Annotated in this window: 16 protein-coding genes and 1 tRNA gene; 13 read left to right on the top strand and 4 right to left on the bottom strand. The window is 63.7% G+C overall.

All coding sequences use genetic code 11. The features are described 5' to 3' along the window. Nucleotides 1-123: 123 nt before the first annotated feature. The 6 genes from kdpF (at nt 124) to BLU15_RS09095 (ending at nt 8,177) form a co-directional block, all read left to right on the top strand. Complete coding sequence (kdpF, locus tag BLU15_RS40825; protein WP_060522357.1) at nt 124-210, top strand: K(+)-transporting ATPase subunit F; 87 nt, start codon at nt 124-126, stop codon at nt 208-210. An 86-nt stretch (nt 211-296) separates the two neighbouring features. Further along, nucleotides 297-2,006: a potassium-transporting ATPase subunit KdpA gene (kdpA, locus tag BLU15_RS09115; protein ID WP_090295042.1), complete on the top strand. Its 1,710-nt coding sequence runs from the start codon at nt 297-299 to the stop codon at nt 2,004-2,006. Between the two features lie 13 nt (nt 2,007-2,019). Beyond that, a complete protein-coding gene (gene kdpB / locus BLU15_RS09110) occupies nt 2,020-4,137 on the top strand; it encodes a potassium-transporting ATPase subunit KdpB (protein WP_090295041.1) in 2,118 nt (705 codons plus the stop codon). A gap of 2 nt (nt 4,138-4,139) precedes the next feature. Beyond that, complete coding sequence (kdpC, locus tag BLU15_RS09105; protein WP_060581843.1) at nt 4,140-4,709, top strand: potassium-transporting ATPase subunit KdpC; 570 nt, start codon at nt 4,140-4,142, stop codon at nt 4,707-4,709. Between the two features lie 82 nt (nt 4,710-4,791). Beyond that, nucleotides 4,792-7,488, top strand: coding sequence for a sensor histidine kinase (locus BLU15_RS09100; protein WP_090295039.1), 2,697 nt, complete (start codon nt 4,792-4,794; stop codon nt 7,486-7,488). Next, complete coding sequence (locus BLU15_RS09095; protein ID WP_090295038.1) at nt 7,485-8,177, top strand: response regulator; 693 nt, start codon at nt 7,485-7,487, stop codon at nt 8,175-8,177. The genes BLU15_RS09100 and BLU15_RS09095 overlap by 4 nt, the downstream gene beginning before the upstream one ends. A gap of 20 nt (nt 8,178-8,197) precedes the next feature. Here the strand turns inward: BLU15_RS09095 and BLU15_RS09090 are convergent, their stop codons facing one another. Together BLU15_RS09090 and ampC are read right to left on the bottom strand one after the other, a co-directional pair. Beyond that, on the bottom strand, nt 8,198-9,412 hold the full coding sequence (locus tag BLU15_RS09090; protein WP_051659371.1) for an alpha/beta hydrolase: 1,215 nt from the start codon (nt 9,410-9,412) through the stop codon (nt 8,198-8,200). 248 nt (nt 9,413-9,660) lie between these two features. Then, nucleotides 9,661-10,833 carry a class C beta-lactamase gene (gene ampC / locus BLU15_RS09085; RefSeq protein ID WP_060581846.1) on the bottom strand — a complete coding sequence of 391 codons (1,173 nt, stop codon included), beginning with the start codon at nt 10,831-10,833 and terminating at the stop codon, nt 9,661-9,663. Nucleotides 10,834-11,367: 534 nt separating this feature from the next. Between ampC and BLU15_RS09080 the strand changes: the two genes are divergently transcribed. The 6 genes from BLU15_RS09080 (at nt 11,368) to BLU15_RS09055 (ending at nt 16,823) form a co-directional block, all read left to right on the top strand. Further along, nucleotides 11,368-11,619 (top strand): glycine zipper 2TM domain-containing protein, encoded by a 252-nt coding sequence (locus BLU15_RS09080; protein ID WP_034797201.1) that lies wholly within the window; start codon nt 11,368-11,370, stop codon nt 11,617-11,619. 17 nt (nt 11,620-11,636) lie between these two features. Further along, complete coding sequence (locus BLU15_RS09075; RefSeq protein WP_090295034.1) at nt 11,637-11,987, top strand: EF-hand domain-containing protein; 351 nt, start codon at nt 11,637-11,639, stop codon at nt 11,985-11,987. Between the two features lie 396 nt (nt 11,988-12,383). Beyond that, complete coding sequence (locus BLU15_RS09070) at nt 12,384-13,742, top strand: DUF3300 domain-containing protein (protein WP_051659370.1); 1,359 nt, start codon at nt 12,384-12,386, stop codon at nt 13,740-13,742. A 20-nt stretch (nt 13,743-13,762) separates the two neighbouring features. Next, nucleotides 13,763-14,719 (top strand): DUF2950 domain-containing protein, encoded by a 957-nt coding sequence (locus tag BLU15_RS09065; protein WP_089043225.1) that lies wholly within the window; start codon nt 13,763-13,765, stop codon nt 14,717-14,719. 5 nt (nt 14,720-14,724) lie between these two features. After that, the gene (locus BLU15_RS09060) at nt 14,725-15,957 is read left to right on the top strand and encodes a hypothetical protein (protein WP_090295033.1); all 1,233 of its coding nucleotides are present in this window, start codon (nt 14,725-14,727) and stop codon (nt 15,955-15,957) included. A gap of 350 nt (nt 15,958-16,307) precedes the next feature. Next, complete coding sequence (locus BLU15_RS09055; protein WP_210187436.1) at nt 16,308-16,823, top strand: hypothetical protein; 516 nt, start codon at nt 16,308-16,310, stop codon at nt 16,821-16,823. 80 nt (nt 16,824-16,903) lie between these two features. On the opposite strand, the gene BLU15_RS09050 is transcribed toward BLU15_RS09055, so the two are convergent. Then, nucleotides 16,904-16,979 (bottom strand) — tRNA-Thr (locus BLU15_RS09050). Between the two features lie 76 nt (nt 16,980-17,055). Beyond that, nucleotides 17,056-18,066: an NAD(P)H-dependent flavin oxidoreductase gene (locus tag BLU15_RS09045; protein WP_034797180.1), complete on the bottom strand. Its 1,011-nt coding sequence runs from the start codon at nt 18,064-18,066 to the stop codon at nt 17,056-17,058. 342 nt (nt 18,067-18,408) lie between these two features. On the opposite strand from BLU15_RS09045, the gene BLU15_RS09040 reads away from it, so the two are divergent. Then, nucleotides 18,409-19,635 (top strand): biotin transporter BioY, encoded by a 1,227-nt coding sequence (locus BLU15_RS09040; RefSeq protein WP_090295031.1) that lies wholly within the window; start codon nt 18,409-18,411, stop codon nt 19,633-19,635. Nucleotides 19,636-19,707: the final 72 nt, after the last annotated feature.

The following is a 19,707-nucleotide window of genomic DNA, read 5'->3' as shown; positions in this document are numbered from 1 at the left end:
ATCCGGACTTCAACAGTCCGGAGAATTTGCATGTCCGATGTTCTTTTTCTTGCCGCCGGAATCGGCGGCTTTGTCGTGTTCGCGCTTTATGCGCGCGCGCTGAGCCGGCTTTAGGAGGGCGTCATGTTCGAAGCCCTGCTCGGTCTTGCCGTCGCCGTCGGTCTTGCGGCCTACCTCGTCGTCACCCTCGTTCGCCCGGAACGGTTCTGACCCGGTTGACGGGGATCGAACCCGTTGGCCGTTCGCATCAGCCGGGCGCCTTTGCGCCGTCCGGCCGCCCTTAGCGGAGTAATCTCATGTCTATCATCGGGTGGCTGCAGATCAGCCTCCTCTTCATCGCCGTCCTGATCGTCATCAAGCCGCTGGGGCTTTATATGGCGCGGGTCTTCTCCGGTGAACGCAACGTTTTTTCACCCGTCCTCGGTCCCGTCGAAAGCGGCCTTTATCTTGCCGCCGGTGTCGATCCGAAGAAGGAACAGGGCTGGCTCGCCTACACGATGTCGATGCTCGCCTTCAGCCTCGCCGGCTTTGTCTCGCTCTATGCGATCCTCCGGCTGCAGGCCTACCTGCCGATGAACCCGCAGGGCTTCTCGGGCATGCCGTCCGATCTCGCCTTCAACACGGCGGTCAGCTTCGTCACCAACACCAACTGGCAGAACTACGGTGGCGAAACCACGCTCAGCCATTTCAGCCAGATGGCCGGCCTGACGGTGCATAACTTCGTCTCCGCCGCGACCGGCATCGCCATGGCGCTTGCCGTCACCCGCGCCTTCGCCCGCTCGAACGCCTCGACCGTCGGCAACTTCTGGGTCGATCTCACCCGTTCGACGCTTTACGTGTTGCTGCCGATCGCCGTCGTCATGGCCCTTGCCATGGTCTGGACCGGCTTGCCGCAGACCTTCCACGCCGATCTGTCGGCAACCACGCTCGAAGGCGCCAAGCAGACGATCTCGCTCGGCCCTGTCGCCAGTCAGGAAGCGATCAAGCAGCTCGGCACCAATGGTGGTGGCTTCTTCAACGTCAATGCCGCCCATCCCTTCGAGAACCCGACGGCTTTCTCCAACTATCTCAACATTTTCGCTATGTTGTCGATCTCGGCGGCGCTCGTCTACACGTTTGGCCAGATGGTCGGTAACCGCCGCCAGGGTTGGGCCTTCATCGCCGCCACCGCGATCCTGCTGATCTCAGGCGTTGCGGTCGTCTACTGGGCGGAAGCCCACGGCAACCCGATCCTGACCGCCCTTGGCCTCGATGCCGCCCAGGGCAACATGGAAGGCAAGGAAGTCCGCTTCGGCCAGGCGATGACGGCGCTCTATGCGGCTGTCACCACCGGTCTGTCGGATGGCGGCGTCAACGGCATGCACGGCTCGCTGACGGGCCTCGGCGGTCTCGTGCCGATGTTCCTGATGCAGCTTGGCGAAGTCCTGCCGGGCGGCGTCGGGTCCGGTCTCTACGGCATGGTGGTCTTTGCGATCCTCGCCGTCTTCGTTGCCGGCCTGATGGTCGGCCGCACGCCGGAACTGCTCGGCAAGAAGATCGAATCCCGCGAGATGAAATACGCGATGTTTGCCGTCCTCATTCTGCCGGTGACGATCCTCGGCTTTGCCGCCGTCTCCGCGATGCTGCCCTTTGCCGTCGCAAGCATCGGCACGGCGGGCCCGCACGGCCTGTCTGAAATCCTCTATGCCTTCACGTCGGCGGCCGGCAACAACGGCTCGGCTTTCGGCGGGCTCACCGGCAACACACCCTGGTACAACACGACGCTCGGGTTCGCGATGCTGCTCGGCCGCTTCGCCTATGCGGTTCCGGTCATGGCGATCGCCGGTTCGATCGCGGTGAAGACCCGTGTGCCGGCGTCCAAGGGTACCTTCCCGACCGACACGCCGCTCTTCGTCGGCCTGCTTGTCGGCATCATCCTCATTCTCGGCGGGCTGCAATTCTTCCCGGCGCTCGCGCTCGGTCCCATCGTCGAGCATCTCTCGATGCTTGCCGGTCAGACCTTCTAAAGGAATTCGACACATGTCTTCCAAACCTATCGCACCCAGTCTTCTGGACCCGGCGATCCTGCTGCCGGCGATCAAGGCGGCGTTCATCAAGCTCGACCCGCGCCAGCTCGTGCGCAATCCGGTGATCTTCGTCACCGAAGTGGTCGCAGCCGTGGTCACCGGTCTCTTCGTGCGCGACATCGCCACCGGCACAGGCAGCCCGCTGTTCTCCGGCCAGATCGCCGTCTGGCTGTGGTTCACGGTGCTTTTTGCCACCTTTGCCGAAGCCGTCGCCGAAGGCCGCGGCAAGGCCCAGGCCGACAGCCTGCGCCGCACCAAATCCGAACTGACGGCGCGCAAGCTCGTTGCCGACGAAGGCCGCGAGACCCAGACGATCCCGGCGACATCGCTGAAGGTCGGCGACCTCGTGCTCGTCGAGGCTGGCGAACTGATCCCCGGCGATGGCGAAGTCGTCGAGGGTGTCGCCTCTGTCAACGAGAGCGCCATCACCGGTGAATCGGCGCCCGTCATCCGTGAATCCGGTGGCGACCGCTCGGCCGTCACAGGCGGCACGCAGGTGCTGTCCGACTGGATCAAGATCCGCATCGGCGTGGCACCCGGCGACACTTTCGTCGACCGCATGATCGCGCTGATCGAGGGCGCGCAGCGCCAGAAGACCCCGAACGAGATCGCCCTGTCGATCCTGCTTTCGGGCCTGACGCTGATCTTCCTGGTGGCCGTCGTCACGCTCTGGGGGCTCGCCGGCTATTCCGGTACCGTGCTCTCGGTTACCGTGCTCGCAGCCCTGCTCGTCACCCTGATTCCGACCACGATCGGTGGCCTGCTTTCAGCCATCGGCATCGCCGGCATGGACCGTCTGGTGCGCTTCAATGTCATCGCCACCTCCGGCCGCGCTGTCGAGGCCGCTGGCGACGTCGATACGCTGCTGCTCGACAAGACAGGCACCATCACCTTCGGCAACCGCATGGCGGCCGACTTCATGCCGGTGCCCGGCGTCACCGAGGCCGAGCTTGCCGATGCGGCACTGCTTGCAAGCCTTGCCGACGAAACGCCTGAGGGCCGCTCGATCGCGGCGCTTGCCACCGGTGAATTTGGCCGCCAGACGCCGGATGTGTCGCTGCCCGCGTCCGACAAGGGCGAGGTCCTGGCGCTCGCCGTCGGCGGCGGCGCAAGCCGGGCCGGCGCGACCCGGATCGACGCGGTCATTCCCTTCGCTGCGGAAACGAGGCTTTCGGGCGTGGACTTCGGCGGCCGCCGGCTGCGCAAGGGCGCCGTCGACTCGATCCTGAAGTTCACCGGTATCCGCGACGAGAACTTGCCGAACGAGTTTCGCCGCGCCGTCGACCAGGTGGCCCGCACCGGCGGCACGCCGCTCGCCGTTGCCGATGGTCCGCGCCTGCTCGGCGTCATCCATCTGAAGGATGTGGTGAAGCCCGGCATCAAGGAGCGCTTCGCCGCTCTTCGCGCCATGGGCATCCGCACGGTGATGGTCACCGGCGACAACCCGGTGACCGCGGCCGCCATCGCGTCCGAAGCCGGCGTCGACGACTTCCTTGCCGAAGCCACCCCGGAGGACAAGCTTGGCTATATCCGCAAGGAGCAGCAGGGCGGCCGCCTGATCGCGATGTGCGGCGACGGCACCAACGACGCGCCGGCACTCGCCCAGGCCGATGTCGGCGTCGCCATGCAGACGGGGACCCAGGCCGCCCGCGAGGCCGCCAACATGGTGGACCTCGATTCCAGTCCGACGAAGCTCATCGAGATCGTCGAGATCGGCAAGCAGCTGCTGATGACCCGCGGGTCGCTGACGACGTTTTCGATCGCCAACGACGTGGCCAAGTACTTCGCCATCATCCCGGCGCTGTTCATCACCACCTATCCGGCCCTTGCCACGCTCAACGTCATGGGCCTCGCCTCGCCGCAATCGGCGATCCTCTCGGCGGTGATCTTTAACGCGCTCATCATCGTCGCGCTGATCCCGCTGGCGCTGAAGGGCGTCAAGTACCGGCCGGTCGGTGCGGCTGCCCTTCTGCGCCGCAACTTGGCTGTCTACGGCCTCGGCGGCATTGTCCTGCCCTTTGCCGGCATCAAGCTCGTCGACCTCGCCGTCAACGCACTCAATCTGGTGTAACCATGCTGAACCAACTTCGCCCCGCCATCGTCATGATCGTGCTACTTACCGCGATCACCGGCCTTGCCTATCCCTTTGCGATCACCGGCGCGTCGCAGGTGCTGATGCCCGCGCAGGCAAATGGCAGCCTCATCGAGAAGGACGGTACCCTCATCGGTTCCGCCCTCATCGGCCAGAACTTTACTTCCGACAAATACTTCTGGCCGCGGCCCTCCGCGACCGGTCCGGACGCCTATAACGCGGGGGCTTCGAGCGGCTCCAACCTCGGTACCACCTCGGTCAAGCTCAGGGACCGTGTCGCAGCCGATGTCGAGCGCCTGAAAGCTGCCGGCCTTGCGGGAGAAATTCCGGCGGATGCGGCAACCACGTCAGGTTCCGGGCTCGACCCGCATATCACGCCGGCCTTCGCCGAAGCCCAGGTCGCCCGCGTCGCCAAGGCGCGGGGCTTGAGCCAAGCGGATGTCGCCGCTCTGGTCGCCAAGGCGACGGAGGATCGGCTGTTCGGGGTCGTAGGCGAGCCGCGCGTCAATGTGCTAGAACTCAACCTGGCCCTTGATGCGCCTCGAACCTAGAGCGGGATGCGGAAAAGTGCTTGCGGTATTCCGCCCGCATCCCGCTCTAAGCTATTAGAATCGATCACGCCTGAGATCATGAATGCCCGACAGTGAACGCGACGCCAAAAGTCGCCCGGATCCAGACGCATTGCTGGCGCTTGCCGCGCAGGACCGCCGGGGAAAACTGACCGTATTCCTCGGTGCCGCTCCCGGCGTCGGCAAGACCTATGCGATGTTGTCGCGGGCCCGCCGGCTGAAGGATGACGGTGTCGATATCGTCGTCGGGCTGGTGGAGACGCATGGGCGCAGCGAGACCGCTGCGCTCATTGACGGATTGGAGATACTGCCGCGCCGCGATGTGAACCATCGCGGCCGAATGCTTTCCGAGTTCGACCTGGATGCGGCCCTCGCGCGGCGTCCCCGGATCATCGTCGTCGACGAACTGGCCCACAGCAATCCGGCCGAAAGCCGGCACCCCAAGCGCTATCAGGATGTTGAGGAACTGATCGCCGCCGGCATCGATGTCTGGACGGCGCTCAACATCCAGCATCTCGAAAGCCTCTCGGATATCGTCGCCCAGATCACCGGTGTACCCGTGCGCGAACGGGTGCCGGATACCGTATTGAAGCGCGCTGACGACGTACTACTTGTGGATCTGTCGCCGGCCGAGCTCATCGAGCGGCTGAAGGAGGGCAAGGTTTATCTGCCCGACAGCGCACAGCGCGCCGTCGACCGCTTCTTCCGCCTTGGCAACCTGACGGCACTGCGCGAACTGGCGCTCAGGCGGACAGCCGACCGGGTCGACGACCAGATGGTCGACTATCTCAAGCAGAACGCCATCGAAGGCATCTGGGCAAGCGGCGAGCGGCTGCTCGTCTGCATTGGTTCGGACCCGTTGTCCGAAAAGGTCGTGCGCACGGCAAGCCGGCTCGCCGAAGGATTGAATGCCCCCTGGATCGTCGTCTTCATCGAGCGCGCCGACCGCGAGAGCGGCGATGGCGAAGACGTGCGCCGGCTCGACGAAACCTTCCGTCTTGCCGAACGTCTCGGCGCCGAGACGCGCCGTATTATCGGCAACGACTTCGTCGAGGAAATCCTGAAGCTGGCGCGCCGGGAACACGCGACGCAGATCGTCATCGGCGCGCGCCGCCAGCCGTTCCCGATGCGGCTGTTTCGCCAGTCGCTTCCCGACGCCTTGGCCGAGCGCGTGTCCGGCATCGGCATTCACCTTGTGACCGATCGCGAGACGGTGCCCGTCAAACGGCGAACGAAGATGAAACGGACGCTGCCGCCGGGAAGTGGGCGCGCGATCGGCATCGCCGCCGGGTCGGTCGTCGTCTCGACCGCCGTCGGCCTGCTGCTTGGCCGTTTCGTCGTCCTGCCCAACATCTCGTTGCTTTATCTGCTCGCGGTGCTGGCCTCGGCGACCTATGCCGGTCACATCGCGGCAATCGCGGCAGCACTTTTTTCGGTGCTCGCCTATAACTTCTTCTTCATCAAACCGACCGGCACCTTCACCATCGCCGAGCCGCACGAGGTTTTTGCGCTCGTCGTCTTCCTCGCTGCCGCAGCCCTTGCCGGCAGCCTGGCATCGCGGGTACGGGAGCAGGCAAAGACCGCCCGCCAGCGCGCCGCCGCGACTCAGGCGCTCTATGATTTTTCGCGCAAGCTATCAGGCACCGCCAAGGCCGACGACGTGCTCTGGGCGGCGGTGACGCAGATGCAGTCGACGCTGAAACGCAGTTCAGCGCTGCTTCTGCCTGAGGACGGAGACCTGCAGCTGAAAGCCGCCTGGCCGCCGGACACCGAGCTCGACGTCACCGACATCATGGCGGCGCGTTGGGCGATGGACAAACGCGAGCCGGCCGGCAACGGCACGGGAACCCTGCCGAACAGCCCTTTCCATTTCCGGCCGCTGACGAGCCCGCACGGCGTCGTCGGCGTCTGCGGCTTCGTCCAGGCCGACAAGCCACTGGAGATCAACGAGGAGCGGGCGCTGGCAGCGATCCTCGACCAGACGGCGATCGCCGTCGACCGCGCCCGCCTGTCACGCGAAAGCCTCGACCAGGCCGCAAAGCTCGAGGGCGAGCGCTTCCGCGCTGCCCTTCTTTCATCCATTTCGCATGATCTGAGAACCCCGCTTGCGACCATTACCGGCGCCGTCACCAGCTTGCGCCAGCTCGGTGATCGCATGCCGCCGGAAAGCCGCGACGACCTGTTGCAGTCGATCGAGGAGGAGGGCGGTCGGCTGACGCGCTTTGTCGCCAACCTGCTCGACATGACGCGCATCGAGGCCGGTACCGTCAATGCCAAGCGCGATTGGGTCGATGTCGCCGACGTGGTGCGGGCGGCGGTCGATCGCGCTCGCAAATATTTTCCCGAGCGCGAGATCGAAACCAGCATCGCCCCTGACTTGCCCCTGATGCGGGGCGACAGCGTGCTGCTCGGCCAGGTGCTCTTCAACCTGCTGGACAATGCCAACAAATATGGCGGCGAAGAGCCGATCAGCATCTATGCCCGTACCGACGGCAACGAGATCGTGCTGTCAGTGACCGACCTCGGCAAGGGTATTCCGCCGCGGGACCTCGAGCAGGTCTTCGAGAAATTCTTCCGCCGCGGCAAGGCGGATGGCCGCACTCCGGGAACGGGGCTGGGACTGTCGATCGCCAAGGGCTTCGTCGAAGCGATGGGCGGGCAGATCAAGGCGGAGAGCCCGGCGCTTCGCCGCCGCGGCACGCGCATTTCCATGCGCTTTCCCGCCGCCAAGGCTGAAATCTCCGAAAAGGACCGTGCATGAGCGTGGAGCGTATCCTCGTCGTCGACGACGAGCCCCAGATCCAGCGTTTCCTGAAACCCGCGCTGAGTGCTGCCGGCTATGACGTTCGCGAGGCGATGACCGGCGCCGAGGCGCTGAAGGCGGCGGCGACGATGGCGCCGGATGTCGTCATCCTCGATCTCGGCCTGCCCGATATGGATGGCAAGGAGGTCATCGCCAACCTGCGCGGCTGGTCGCAGGTACCGATCATCATCCTGTCGGCCCGCGACCGGGAAAGCGAAAAGATCGCAGCACTCGATCTCGGCGCCGACGACTACATCGAAAAGCCCTTCGGTATCGGCGAACTGACGGCCCGCATCCGTGCGGCCCTTCGCCACCGGGTGCAGATGGAAGGTGGCCACACGCAGCTTTCCGCCGATGGTGTTTCGATCGACACGATCAAGCGGGTGGTGACGAAGGACGGCGAGCCCGTCCGGCTGACGCCAAAGGAATACGACCTCCTGGTGATGCTGGCGCATCACGCCGGCCGTGTCGTCACCCACAAGACGCTGCTTACCTCGGTCTGGGGCGTCGCGCACGGCGAAGACCTGCATTATCTGCGCGTCTTCATCGGCCAGCTGCGCGGCAAGATCGAGCGCGATCCGGCCGATCCGCAGATCATCCGTACGGAGCCGGGCGTCGGCTATCGCTTCGTCGGTGACGAGGGCTGACGGCAGGCTGCCGCCAAGCCTTACTTTATCTTCACCGGCGTCGGCATGTCGGTCGCCAGCGTGTCTCCGACGACCACCTTCTTCTTCTTTGCCGGCTGCGGGTTTTCGAGGATCGACACAGGCGCCGAGACCGTCACGGCCGCGACGTTGCCGACGTTTCTCGCCGTGCCGGCAACGACCGCGGCAATGCCGGTTCCAACCGAGATATCGGAATCTGTGAGCGTCTGCCCCGTGGCGAGCCGCGTGCCGATGAGCTGGACGATCTCGGGGCTTTCCGCAAACTTTCCGTGGTGCAGGCCGTCCTCAGACTTAACCTTTGTCAGATCGATGGCAGTGATGCCGGCCCTTTCAAGCTGAGTGCGATAAGGCTCTGCCGACGGGTCGATTGCGCCAAGGCGTGAAACGTCGCCCGAGATGAAGCTCGAAAGCGCCAAGGCGCGGTCGTCCTGCGAAACGAAGATGGTGAACTTCGGCCGTTTCTTGCCCATCTCGACAAACTGCTTGGCGAAGACATCGAGATCGATATCGGGCGAGGCGAGGATGACGTTCTCGATCTTGGACGGCACGTTGCCGTCGCGGATGCCCATCTGCCGGAGCGATTCCATCGTCAGCCAGGTACCCATGGAATGGGCGAGGATGGTTATGCTTTTGACCTTCGGCGCGTCGGATAGCTTTTTCAGAATGTCTTCGAGCGCCGTGCGCGAATAGTTCGTGCTTTCCTTGTCGTAGTTGTAGTCGAACACGTTGGCGCGCGAAGGCCAGGTGAAGAGAACCGGCGTTGCCTGGACCTCCGAGTCATGCACGATCTGCGCCAGCCGGTAGACCGAATCCTCGTAGCGATTGTTGAAGCCGTGCACGAAGACGAAGGCATTGCCGCCGACATCGTGCTGCAGGAACCAGGACTTGGCTTCATCGAGCGACTTGAGCTCGTTCACCCGCGTGACGGCGAATTCCTTGGCCGGATCCGGCGGCAGCTTGCGCGGCCATTGCACCGTGCCAGACTTGCGTGCCGTTTCCGGCGGGATCGAAACCGCGACGTCGGTAAGGAAAGTATTGGCGTCGCGCTCGCCGGAAAAGAGCGTTGCCGGATCGCCGGAGGGTTCGCGCGTGGTTGCGACAAGCATGTCGACGGTGGATGCGCCCGGGACCGGAGTGGTGAGTGCGACGGGCGCCATCACACCCTTGGCATGGCCGCCGCAGCCGGCAAGCAGCGTCAGCGCCGCAAGCACGAACATTGTCCGCCCCCTGCCTGCGCCTCCCCGATGTAACGAACCCTGAACTCCCACCCATTCGAACATCGGCATCCCCACATACGCCTGAACTCGACTGCATCTGATCGCGCTTTCGCGAAATGCAGATGACAATACTCGGCGTCAATATGCAAGCAGGCGCTGATTGAAGATTCGCTGCAGAGTTGTTGATGGATGTCGTTTCCCGTGTCGCGGGCTTGCCGCGACGCGAAACTGACGCGGGCGATCTGCCGTTACTTCGCCGCCGCTTCCAGCGACTTCAGGATCGCGTGGGCAGCCTTGATCCTCTCGGGGTTCGGGTAGTTGCGGTTGGCAAGCAGCACGATGCCGATCTTCTTCTCCGGTACGAAGGCGACATAGCCGCCGAAGCCGTTGGTGGAGCCGGTCTTGTTGTAGAGCGTCGAGCCATCGGGGCGCTTCGGGGGATCCAATGCCTTGACCGGGTTGCTTTTCAGGGCCATGTCGCGCGAATTGCCGTCGAGCAGCCGCTCCAGCGAAACGGGGTAGGGGTATTGTTCCCAGCCCAGCCCCTGCACCATCTTGCCGCTGTCGAAATATCCGACATGGGTGCCTTCGACCGCCTTGCGGATCGCGCCGTCGAGAAGTTCAGGCTGGATGTTGGTTTCGACGAAGCGGATCATGTCTATCGCCGATGACTTTACGCCATAGGCCTCCGCGTCGAACGTACCGGCGGTGACGCGAATTGGCTTGTCGGCCTTGCCGTAGCCCCAGGCGTAGCTGCCCATCTGGCTATCGGGAACGCGGACATAGCTGTGCTTCAGGCCGAGCTTGGGAAAGATCTCGCTTTCGAGAACCGCGCTGAAGCTGCCGCCCATCGCCAATGCCGCGGTGTGGCCGAAGAGGCCGATGCTCGGGTTGGAATAGCGACGCGTCTTGCCGGGCTTGGCCTCCGGTTTCCATGTGCTGAAATAGCCGACCATGTCGGCGTCGCTCTTGACCGCATCGGGAAACTGCAACGGCAGCCCGCCAGCCGTATAGGTGGCAAGATGCAGGAGGGTCGCCTTGTCGATCGGCGTGCCCGCAAAGGCCGGGATGTACTTGCCGGGATGATCGTCGAAGGAGAGCTTGCCGGTGACCTGCGCATAGGACGCCAGTGTCGCGGCGAAGGCCTTGCTGATCGAGCCCAGTTCAAACAGCGTATTCTCGGTAACCGGTGCGTTCGTTTCCTTGGAAGCGACGCCGTAGTTCAGGAAGTAGTGCCGGCCTTCAACGGTGACGGCGACGGCCATGCCCGGCACCTTGTGTTCGCGCATGATAGGGCGGATCGCCTTGTCCACGGCAGCGGCAATCTGCGCCCGCTCGCCGCCTTCGGCGAAGGCGCTGGACGCCAGGGTCGCAAGGATTGCAGTAGAAAGACCTAATTTAATTGTCGCCATTCTATCCATTCGATGTGTTCTCTCTCGATAGGTATGCTGTCGGTGGCGCGGTGTGGGAGGGTCGCCGGCCACGGTCGGAGATGCTGTGTCGGGTCCGAGCTGGCGCTTTGCCGGCCCATGTCCCGCCAGGCCATGGAGACCCTGCAAGAAGTGCCCAACGGGACGGCAAAGAGCTAGACCGCCCGGCCCGACGGCACAAATGACGATATTTCGAGGGAGACCCTAGAAAATCTAAGGTGAGATGTCGCCGCGCGGGAGACGATTCCAGAGGCCGAAAGGGCGGCGGGGAGGGGCGCCGGCGCCGTGCGCTCTACAAAATCACGCTGTCCGTTGTCATCGGGGGTTCTCGGGCGTAGTATTCGCCGGCAGTTCAAGGCCCTCTTGTTGCCAGACTGCATGTCTAATCCGCGAGCTGCTTCTGATCCAACAGAAGAGTCTCCCCCGATTCCGGGAGAATATTCGGAAGCTTATTTACATCCGACGCCACTCAATGGCGCCTCCGCCGATCTCTATTGCAATCAGACGGCCATATTGGAGGATAAGATGAGCAAGCAGACCATAACTATCGTTCTTGCCGGCGCCCTAGCCTTATCGGGGTGCCAATCGGCCTATATGTCCAAGAGCGGTTCGACCGGCAACGAATTCGGCTGCATTGCCGGAACCGTTGGTGGGGCCATTGTCGGCGGCCTGATCGGCTCGACCATTGGTTCAGGCACCGGTCAGCTATGGGCCGTTGGTGGTGGAGCGACACTCGGCGCTGCTGCCGGCAACGCGCTGACATGCCGCTATTATTGATCGAGGAACAGAGCAGAATGAAGAAAATCGTTCTTATGAGCGTGCTTGCGCTCGGCCAGATCACACCGGCGATCGCGCAGCAAGCTGCGACGATGAACCAGGGACAGATGAGCGCGCTCGACAGCAACAAGGACGGCGCGGTCGAGCGGTCCGAGTACGAGGCCTTCATGGCGAGCGCCTTCGACAATCTCGACAAGAACAAGGACGGAAATCTTACGTCCGACGAGACGAAGCAGGCGCTGAACGCTCAGCAATTTGCCGCCACGGATACCAACAGCGACGGCAAGATCAGCCGGAACGAGTTTCTTGATCGGGTGATGGCGGATTTCAAGACCGCGGATCGAAGCGGCGACGGCAGCCTGAAATGATGCTCGGAGCCGATGCCGACCGCCCTTGATCCGGGACGTTCGCGGCTGGCGGGCACGAGCTTCGGCCCGGCTCTCGCGCAAGCAAAGACGGCGTGCGCGCACGCACGTCCTCATTTTCCGGTTGCAATTGCCGGGCGTTCTGTTTCTCATGTCTAAAATTCACCGGCAGCTGGCCAGCTGGCTGCCGGTGCTCATGCCGCTCTTCCTGATTGTCCCATTCGGCTTTCTGACAAGCGACCAGGTTCTCCACGCAAGCGTGCGGAAGGGGACGTCGATGACAGCGAATGGGAATTCTCGCGATTGCCCCGCCGGCCGCGTATGGCCGGCGCCGTGACGTCCAAGCCGGGGGATCTCCCAGGCTCGTTTGTTGATCGTTGTGCCTGGATAGGAGAGACCATGTTCGACCGACCTCGTTCTTTGCGTGCGCCAACGGTGGCGTTGCTTGCCTTGCTGACGGGTTCGTTTGCGGTGGGCACTGCGCTGGCGCAGGAGCAGGCCGCCGCCCAGGCGGCGACCGAAGAGGCGCCGCAACCGCTCAGCGAAGATGAGCTCGAGGTCCTCGTCGCGCGCATTGCGCTCTACCCCGACGAACTCGTCGCACTCGTGACCTCTGCCTCGCTCTACCCGCTGCAGATCGTCGAGGCCGAGCGCTTCCTCGAGGTTTCGCAGACCAAGAAGGACATGAAGCCGAAGGACAGCTGGGACGGCAGCATCGTCTCGCTTCTGAACTATCCTCAGATCGTAAAGATGATGAGCGACGACCTCGACTGGACCCAGTCGCTCAGCGACGCGCTCGCCTATCAGCAGAAGGACGTGCTCGTCGCCATCCAGCAATTGCGCGACAAGGCCGTCGCCGACGGCGTCATCAAGTCGGACGACAAGGTGGTGGTGAAACAGGAAAACGACAACGTCGTGATCCAGGCCGCCAATCCGGAGAAAATCTACGTCCCCCAATACGAGCCGCAGATGCTCTATGATCCGGGCTATCAGCCGGCCCCGATCGCCTATTATCCCGAGCCCTATCCGAACTACTACTATCCGACGGCGACCTTCTTTGCCGGCGTGGTCACGGGGGCTGCCTTTGCCGCGGTCGTCGACTGGGACGACTGGGGCGTCTGGGGCGGGCGCTGGAACGGCGGCGATGTCGATATCGACTGCAACAATTGCTTCAACAACATCAACGGCAAGGTGAAATTCAACGACGTCGACTGGAAAAATGTCGACCGCAGCAAGATCAGCTTCGACAAGAACCAGTTCGCCAAGATCGATCGCACCTCCATGGAGCGGGACTTCAAGTCGGCGAAAGGCAACAACATCGCCAACCGGGCGAAGGTGGCCCGCACCAACGAGATCGGCGCGGCGGCAAATAGATCCGGTAGCCGGATCTCGGTCGACGATGTCCGCAAGAGCAAGGTCGAGGCGCGCCAGCGGGAAAATCTCGGGCGAACCAACGCAGCTCCTGGCGACCGCAAACCGGGCAACCAGGTCAAGCAGAGACCTCAGGGCGACAAGATCGGCAATGCCAAGCCGGCGGCCCGGGCCGATCGCCAGGTCGCCAAGCCGAAGCCGGGCGGCAAGATCGATCGTGGCGGTGGCGGAAAACCATCCGCCCTTGGTCAGGTCCAGAGCGGACGGGTGACCAAGATGCAGTCGGACCGCGGCCGCCAGGCGCTTGGTGGCGGCCAGCGCGGCGGTGGCCAGCCGCACCGTGAGATCAGGCGTGGTGGTGGCGGCGGCGGCGGACGGCACCGGTAACTCAAGGGAGGAGAACGAAAATGACCAAGCGCGTACATGATCTGCTCCTGTCTTCCTTTGCAGCCGCCGTGCTCGCCAGCGGCTCGGCGACGGTCGCTTCTGCGCAGGATCCCGCGGCGCACACGCCGCTCTCCGACTATGCGGCCGCAAGCGATCCGCCGGCGTTCGACACACCGGAACAGGCAATCGATGCGTTCAAGGCCGCCGTTGGTTCGGGCGATTTCGACAAGCTCGCGAACCTGGTGGGGCTGGATGCGGCCAAGGCCAAGACCAGCGACGGGGTGATGGACGCCTACGCCGATATCCAGGCGGGCGTAAAGAAGAAGGTGGCCGTACAGGACGTCGAAAACCGAAAGGTACTGGAGATCGGCGAAGTGCTCTGGCCCTTCCCGTTCCCGATTGCCAAGGGCGACGACGGAAAATGGGCCTTCGACACCTATACCGGTCTCGAGGAGATCGCCAATCGCCTGGTCGGCCGCAACGAACTCGACACGATCGCGACGGTCCGCGCCTATGTCGAGGCGCAGGAGGAATATGCGCAGGAAGATCATGACGGCGACGGCGTGCTCGAATACGCGCAGAAGCTGATCAGCAGCGAGGGCAAGACCGACGGGCTCTACTGGCCCGCGGGCGAGGGCCAGCCACAGAGTCCCGCGGGTGAAGCGCTCGCCGATGGCGCAGTGCTTGCCAGGGCCCAGGCCGGCAAGGGCTATTTCGGTTATCGCTACCGCGTGCTGACGAGCCAGGGCGACAACATCGCCGGCGGCAAGTTCGACTACATCATCAACGGCAACATGATTGCGGGCTTCGCTCTGGTCGCTTGGCCGGTGAAGTATGGCGCAACGGGCGTCCACACCTTCGTCGTCAACCGCAACGGCACCGTCTACCAGGCCGATCTGGGCGACAAGACCGAGAGCGTTGCTGAAGGGATCCGGCAGTTCAATCCCAACGACAACTGGCAGGTCGTGGAGGATTGAGCGCCATGAGCGGAGCGGACCCAGGCGCCAAGGCATCCGGCGGCGACGCGGCGGATGCCGCGCCGGCAGCTCGGCAGGGAAAGATCGCCGAGTACCTCGCGTCCCATGGCGGCCCGTTCTTCGAGCTGCAGGCAAGGCTGAAGCTGTTGCGTGCGAACGCGCTGCAGTCAGGAAAGCGGGCTTTGCTTTTCGTCGCGCTTGCCTGGGGCGTTCCCTTTCTGCTTGGCCTGCCCGACAGCCTGTCGCTCGACCATACCCAGGGCGCCTATCTGACCGATCCGGGCGTGTGGGCAAAGTTCTTCGTCGCGATTGCCGCTTTCGTGCTGGCCGAACAGCAGGTCGAGCGGGGCCTTCGCATCAAGCTCGGACAGTTTTCGCGCGCGCCGCTCATCGCTCCGACCTCGATGCCATCAGCCGCGCGCGCGATTTCCAACGCGCTGAAACAACGCGATTCCGGGCTGGCGGAAACCGTCTGCCTGGCACTCGCCGCGGTCGCGGCGCTGCTTTCCTTCCTGAACTTCCATACGACAGACGCCTCGTTCTGGGCCGTCGAGCATACGGCCGAGGGCAACAGGATTACCGCTGCCGGCTGGTGGTCGATCTGCGTCAGCCTACCGCTCTTCGTCTTCCTGTTCCTGCGCGGGGTATGGCGGCACCTCGTCTGGGCGCGACTTTTGCGCAAGATCGCTCAACTGGAGCTTCGCCTCGTCGCCGCCCATCCCGATGGCAAGGGTGGCCTCGGCTTTCTGTCGCAATATCCGAACGCCTACATGTTCTTCGTCTTCGGCATGAGCGCGGCGATCGCGGCAGCGGTCATGAAGCACCTGCTGCAGGAGACGCTGTCGATGACGACGTTCAGCATGATCATGAGCGGGTGGCTGGCGATCGTGATCGCCTTCTTCGCCTATCCGTTGTCGGCCTTTTCCAAGCCGCTGGCACGGCTGAAGGAAACCGGGCTGCTGATGTTCGGCGTGCAGGCGACCCGCTTCCAGCGCGCAGCAGAGCGCAAGGTGCTCGGCCGCAACGTGGCAGCCGACGCGACCGAGGAACCCGACGACGACGTGGCCGACCCCGGCAAACTGTTCGATGCGACCAAGAAGCTTTCGACCATGCTCATCAGCCGCGACGCCGTCGTGCCGGTCGCTGCCGCCGCTCTTATTCCCTTCGCCGTCGCAGGCGCGACAAGGCTGCCTTACAAGGAAGTGTTTTCGGTGCTGAAGAAGCTGTTGCTGCTGTGACGCGCGTCGCTTCGTCGGGGAGGCCGTGCCCTGATCAGGCTCGGCCTGTCTGTTTGGGCTCGTTGTGGTGAGGTTCGAAACAGAAAATCCGGCTGTCCGTGGTCCAGGATCGGGAAGCGTCTTGACCTCAACTTAAGTTGAGGTCTTATGAACTTGTCCGATAGAGCCAATTGCCATGTGACGGATCGGACTTCATGCACATCTCCAGACTAATTCTGCCGGCATCGGACGTCGCCAAAAGTGCTGCCTTCTTTCGCGACGTCCTCGAACTGCCGACCGCCGGGAACTCCATCCAGGTGGGGCGGAGCGAAATTCAGCTGATCCCGGCGGCTGAGGGAGCGCCGCACGGCGTGCACCTGGCCTTCAACATCCCCTTTGCGCGTTTTGACATGGCCGTCGCTTGGTTGGAGGGGCGGACATTGCTCCAAAAGGAGCCGGGTGGAGAAGCGTGCTTTGCCCTTGAAGGAGATTGGCAATCAAGGTCGATCTACTTCGACGGCCCCGACAATGCCGTGCTCGAATTGATCGGCCGCCGCAGGCTGATCCATCCCGCGGACAAGCGACCGTTCAGCGGCGCTGACCTGTCCTGCCTGAGCGAGGTCGGCGTTCCCTCCGATGATGTCGAGGGCATGGTGGCCGAGGCGGCCTGGACGTTCGGTGTCGGAACGGTGGGGCCAGCCTCGTCCAGCTTTGCCGCGATCGGCAATGATGAAGGCATGCTGATTGCCGTCGACCCGAACCGGCCGTGGTTTCCGCAAAAGCGTCAACGACCGGGTGCCAATGGACTGGAGATTTGGGTGACCGACGTGAAGTCACCTGGAACCGTGTCTGATGCCAAGCACGGCTGGAAAGTCCGAGCGAGATAGGGCAATCTCGGCGATCGTTTGTCCGACGACAGAGTGGTACTTTCGCCGTTGGCGATCGTGCTTTTCTTTTCAAGGAGGAATGGTGCCGCTTACGTGACTCGAACACGTGACCCCATCATTACGAATGATGTGCTCTACCGACTGAGCTAAAGCGGCCCGGAGGCAGTTCCGCGGAAGCCCGCGGAACGAATGTGAGGCGCTGATAAACGCAAAGCGCCGAGATTTCAAGCCATCAGTTGCGAGAACTTGAAAATTCCTTGTTGGCTGTCGCTGCGGGTGCGGAGTGCAGGCCGAGGCGGGTGCGCGCTGCATCGTATTCGCGCTCGAGCCGGTCGACCATGCGGGCGACGGATGTCACTTCCTTGACCGCGCCGATGCCCTGGCCGCATCCCCAGATGTCCTTCCAGGCCTTGGCGCCGTCGGTCGCCGCGCCGAAGTCCATTTTCGACGGGTCGGCTTCGGGCAGATTGTCCGGGTCCATGCCGGCGGCCGAGATCGAGGGCTTCAGGTAGTTGCCGTGGATGCCGGTGAAGTAATTGGAGTAGACGATGTCTGCGGCGTTGCTGTCGACGATCATCTGCTTGTAGGCGTCGCTGGCGCGCGCCTCTTCCGTCGCGATGAAGGGCGAGCCGATATAGGCCATGTCGGCGCCCATCGCCTGGGCCGCCAGAATGGCGCCGCCGGTAGCGATCGCGCCCGAGAGAAGCAGCGGCCCGTCGAACCAGGAGCGGATTTCCTGGACAAGCGCAAACGGGGAAAGCGTGCCAGCATGGCCGCCGGCGCCGGCGGCCACCGCGATCAGGCCGTCGGCGCCCTTGCGGATCGCCGAATTGGCGTGGCGGTTGTTGATGACGTCGTGAAGCACGATGCCGCCATAGGAATGGATGGCCGCATTAACCTCGGGCACGGCGCCGAGCGAGGAGATGACGACCGGCACCTTGTATTTGATGCAGAGCATCAGGTCCTGCTCGAGCCGCGCATTGGATTTGTGCACGATCTGGTTGACGGCAAAGGGGGCGGCCCGCCGGCCGGGATTCTTGGCGTCGTGGTCGGCAAGCGTCTCGGTGATCTCGGCCAGCCATTCGTCGAGCTGCGATTGCGGGCGGGCGTTCAGCGCCGGGAAGGCGCCGATCACGCCAGCCTTGCACTGCGCGATCGTCAGCTTCGGGTTGGAGATGATGAACAGGGGGGCGCCGACAACCGGCAGTCTCGTCGTTCCGGAAAGAATTGGCGGAAGCGGCATCGGTTTCTCCATCCCTCGGTAAGGCGCGCCAAATTTTTGACGTTTGCGTAAACGTCAAAATAGATAGCAGCAAGTTTGCCGCTTGCAAAGGGCGGTTTGGCCGCGATGTCGCCGCCTCTTTTTTCGCACAGGCGCCGTGAAGGAAAGCGTTTTCCCCGGCCTTGGCCGGTCGCGCCCGTCGCCGGACTTGCGGATTCTGGCAGCAGCGGTTACGCAATTGTTAACAAAACCAACGGCGTGCCTCCAGATTTAACCCTTATGCCCTTGCGGTTGGATCGAGAGCGGTGGTCAACCGCGGCGCGCCGGCAGGTCCAAAGCCCTGCCTACACAGAAGGACTTGATGTGAGCGGACTTGAGACTGCAATCAGAAATGCCCTTGAGCGCTCCGATCGCGCCAATGCGGAAACGCGGGCGCGCATTTATCAATCTGCCCGTCAGGCGCTCGAAACCGGGTTGCAGAAACAGGGGATCGAGGACGGCAACGTCATCGCCCAGCAGCGCCATCGGCTCGAAGCCGTCATCCATGCGATCGAAACGGAAGAGAGAGCGGCACTGAGGACGCGACAACCGGCACCTCCGGTGGTCAGCCTCGACGATGCCGCGCGGGCGCGCGGGCCGGCACAGCCACGGGTCGAGCCGCAAGTCCGGTCACCGACGCAGGCCCAACCCCAACCTCAAGCCCAGACTCCGCCCCAGAGCCAGCCACAGGCCCCGGCGGCCGGTCGTCGGGAACCCGGTTTTGCCGGCGACGCGCCGCGCCAGGCGGCGAGCGATGGCGGTCTCGGTGGTCTGCGTGCCGATCGCGACGGTCCGGTGGTATCGACGCGTGCAGCCGCCGAGAGCGCGGCAGATGCTGGCGAAACTGCGAGCATCGCGCCCACGGTCCGCGGAGATACGCGCAAACGCCGGCGCAAGCGCAGCCGCTTTCTGTCCTTCACCATGGTCGTCGTCACGCTTGCCGCCGCAGCAGGGGCCGCGGCCTGGTGGGTGCAGACCAATGACCTGCTGAAATCTGCCGCCGAGCGCGACACGAATGTTGCCAATCCCCCGGCATCGGTTGCGTCGGAAGACTTCGATGGCGCGGCGGGATTGCGGACGCTCGGCGCGCAGCAGGGCTTTACCGGCGATTGGGTCGAGGTCTTCACGCCCAAGGAAACCGGCGCGATCGCACCCGGAGCGCAGGCAAAGGTCGAGCCGGTGGACGATGAAGGTGGGCGACGCGTGCAGCTGACATCGGCGGTCGCCGACGCGGAAGGGGATATCACCATCGAAATCCCGGCCTCGGTCCTGGCGGAACTCTCCGGCAAGACGTCGACGCTGGCGTTGACCGTGCAGGCCGAGCCCGGCAAGACCACGGAGTTCGCGGTCGAGTGCAATTTCTCCTCGCTCGGCGAATGCGGGCGCCATCGCTTCACCGTGCATGACGAGCGGCTCGACATGCTGTTCAAGATCACCTTCGACCGTAGCCTGGCGCCGAGCTCGCCAGGCCAGATCGTGATCAACAGCGATATCAGCGGTGAGGGCAAGAGCCTCAGCCTCTACGCCATCCGCGTCCTGCCGGGGCAATAAGACCGGTCGCCAAGGCTTTCCGGGGTGGGGCGGCGGGAAAACCTGCCGGCCCCATCGGCGTCATCGGTTTTG

The sequence above is a fragment of the Ensifer sp. YR511 genome (assembly GCF_900103045.1).
Lineage (GTDB): Bacteria > Pseudomonadota > Alphaproteobacteria > Rhizobiales > Rhizobiaceae > Ensifer > Ensifer adhaerens.
This window is presented reverse-complemented; position numbering and strand designations above follow the sequence as displayed.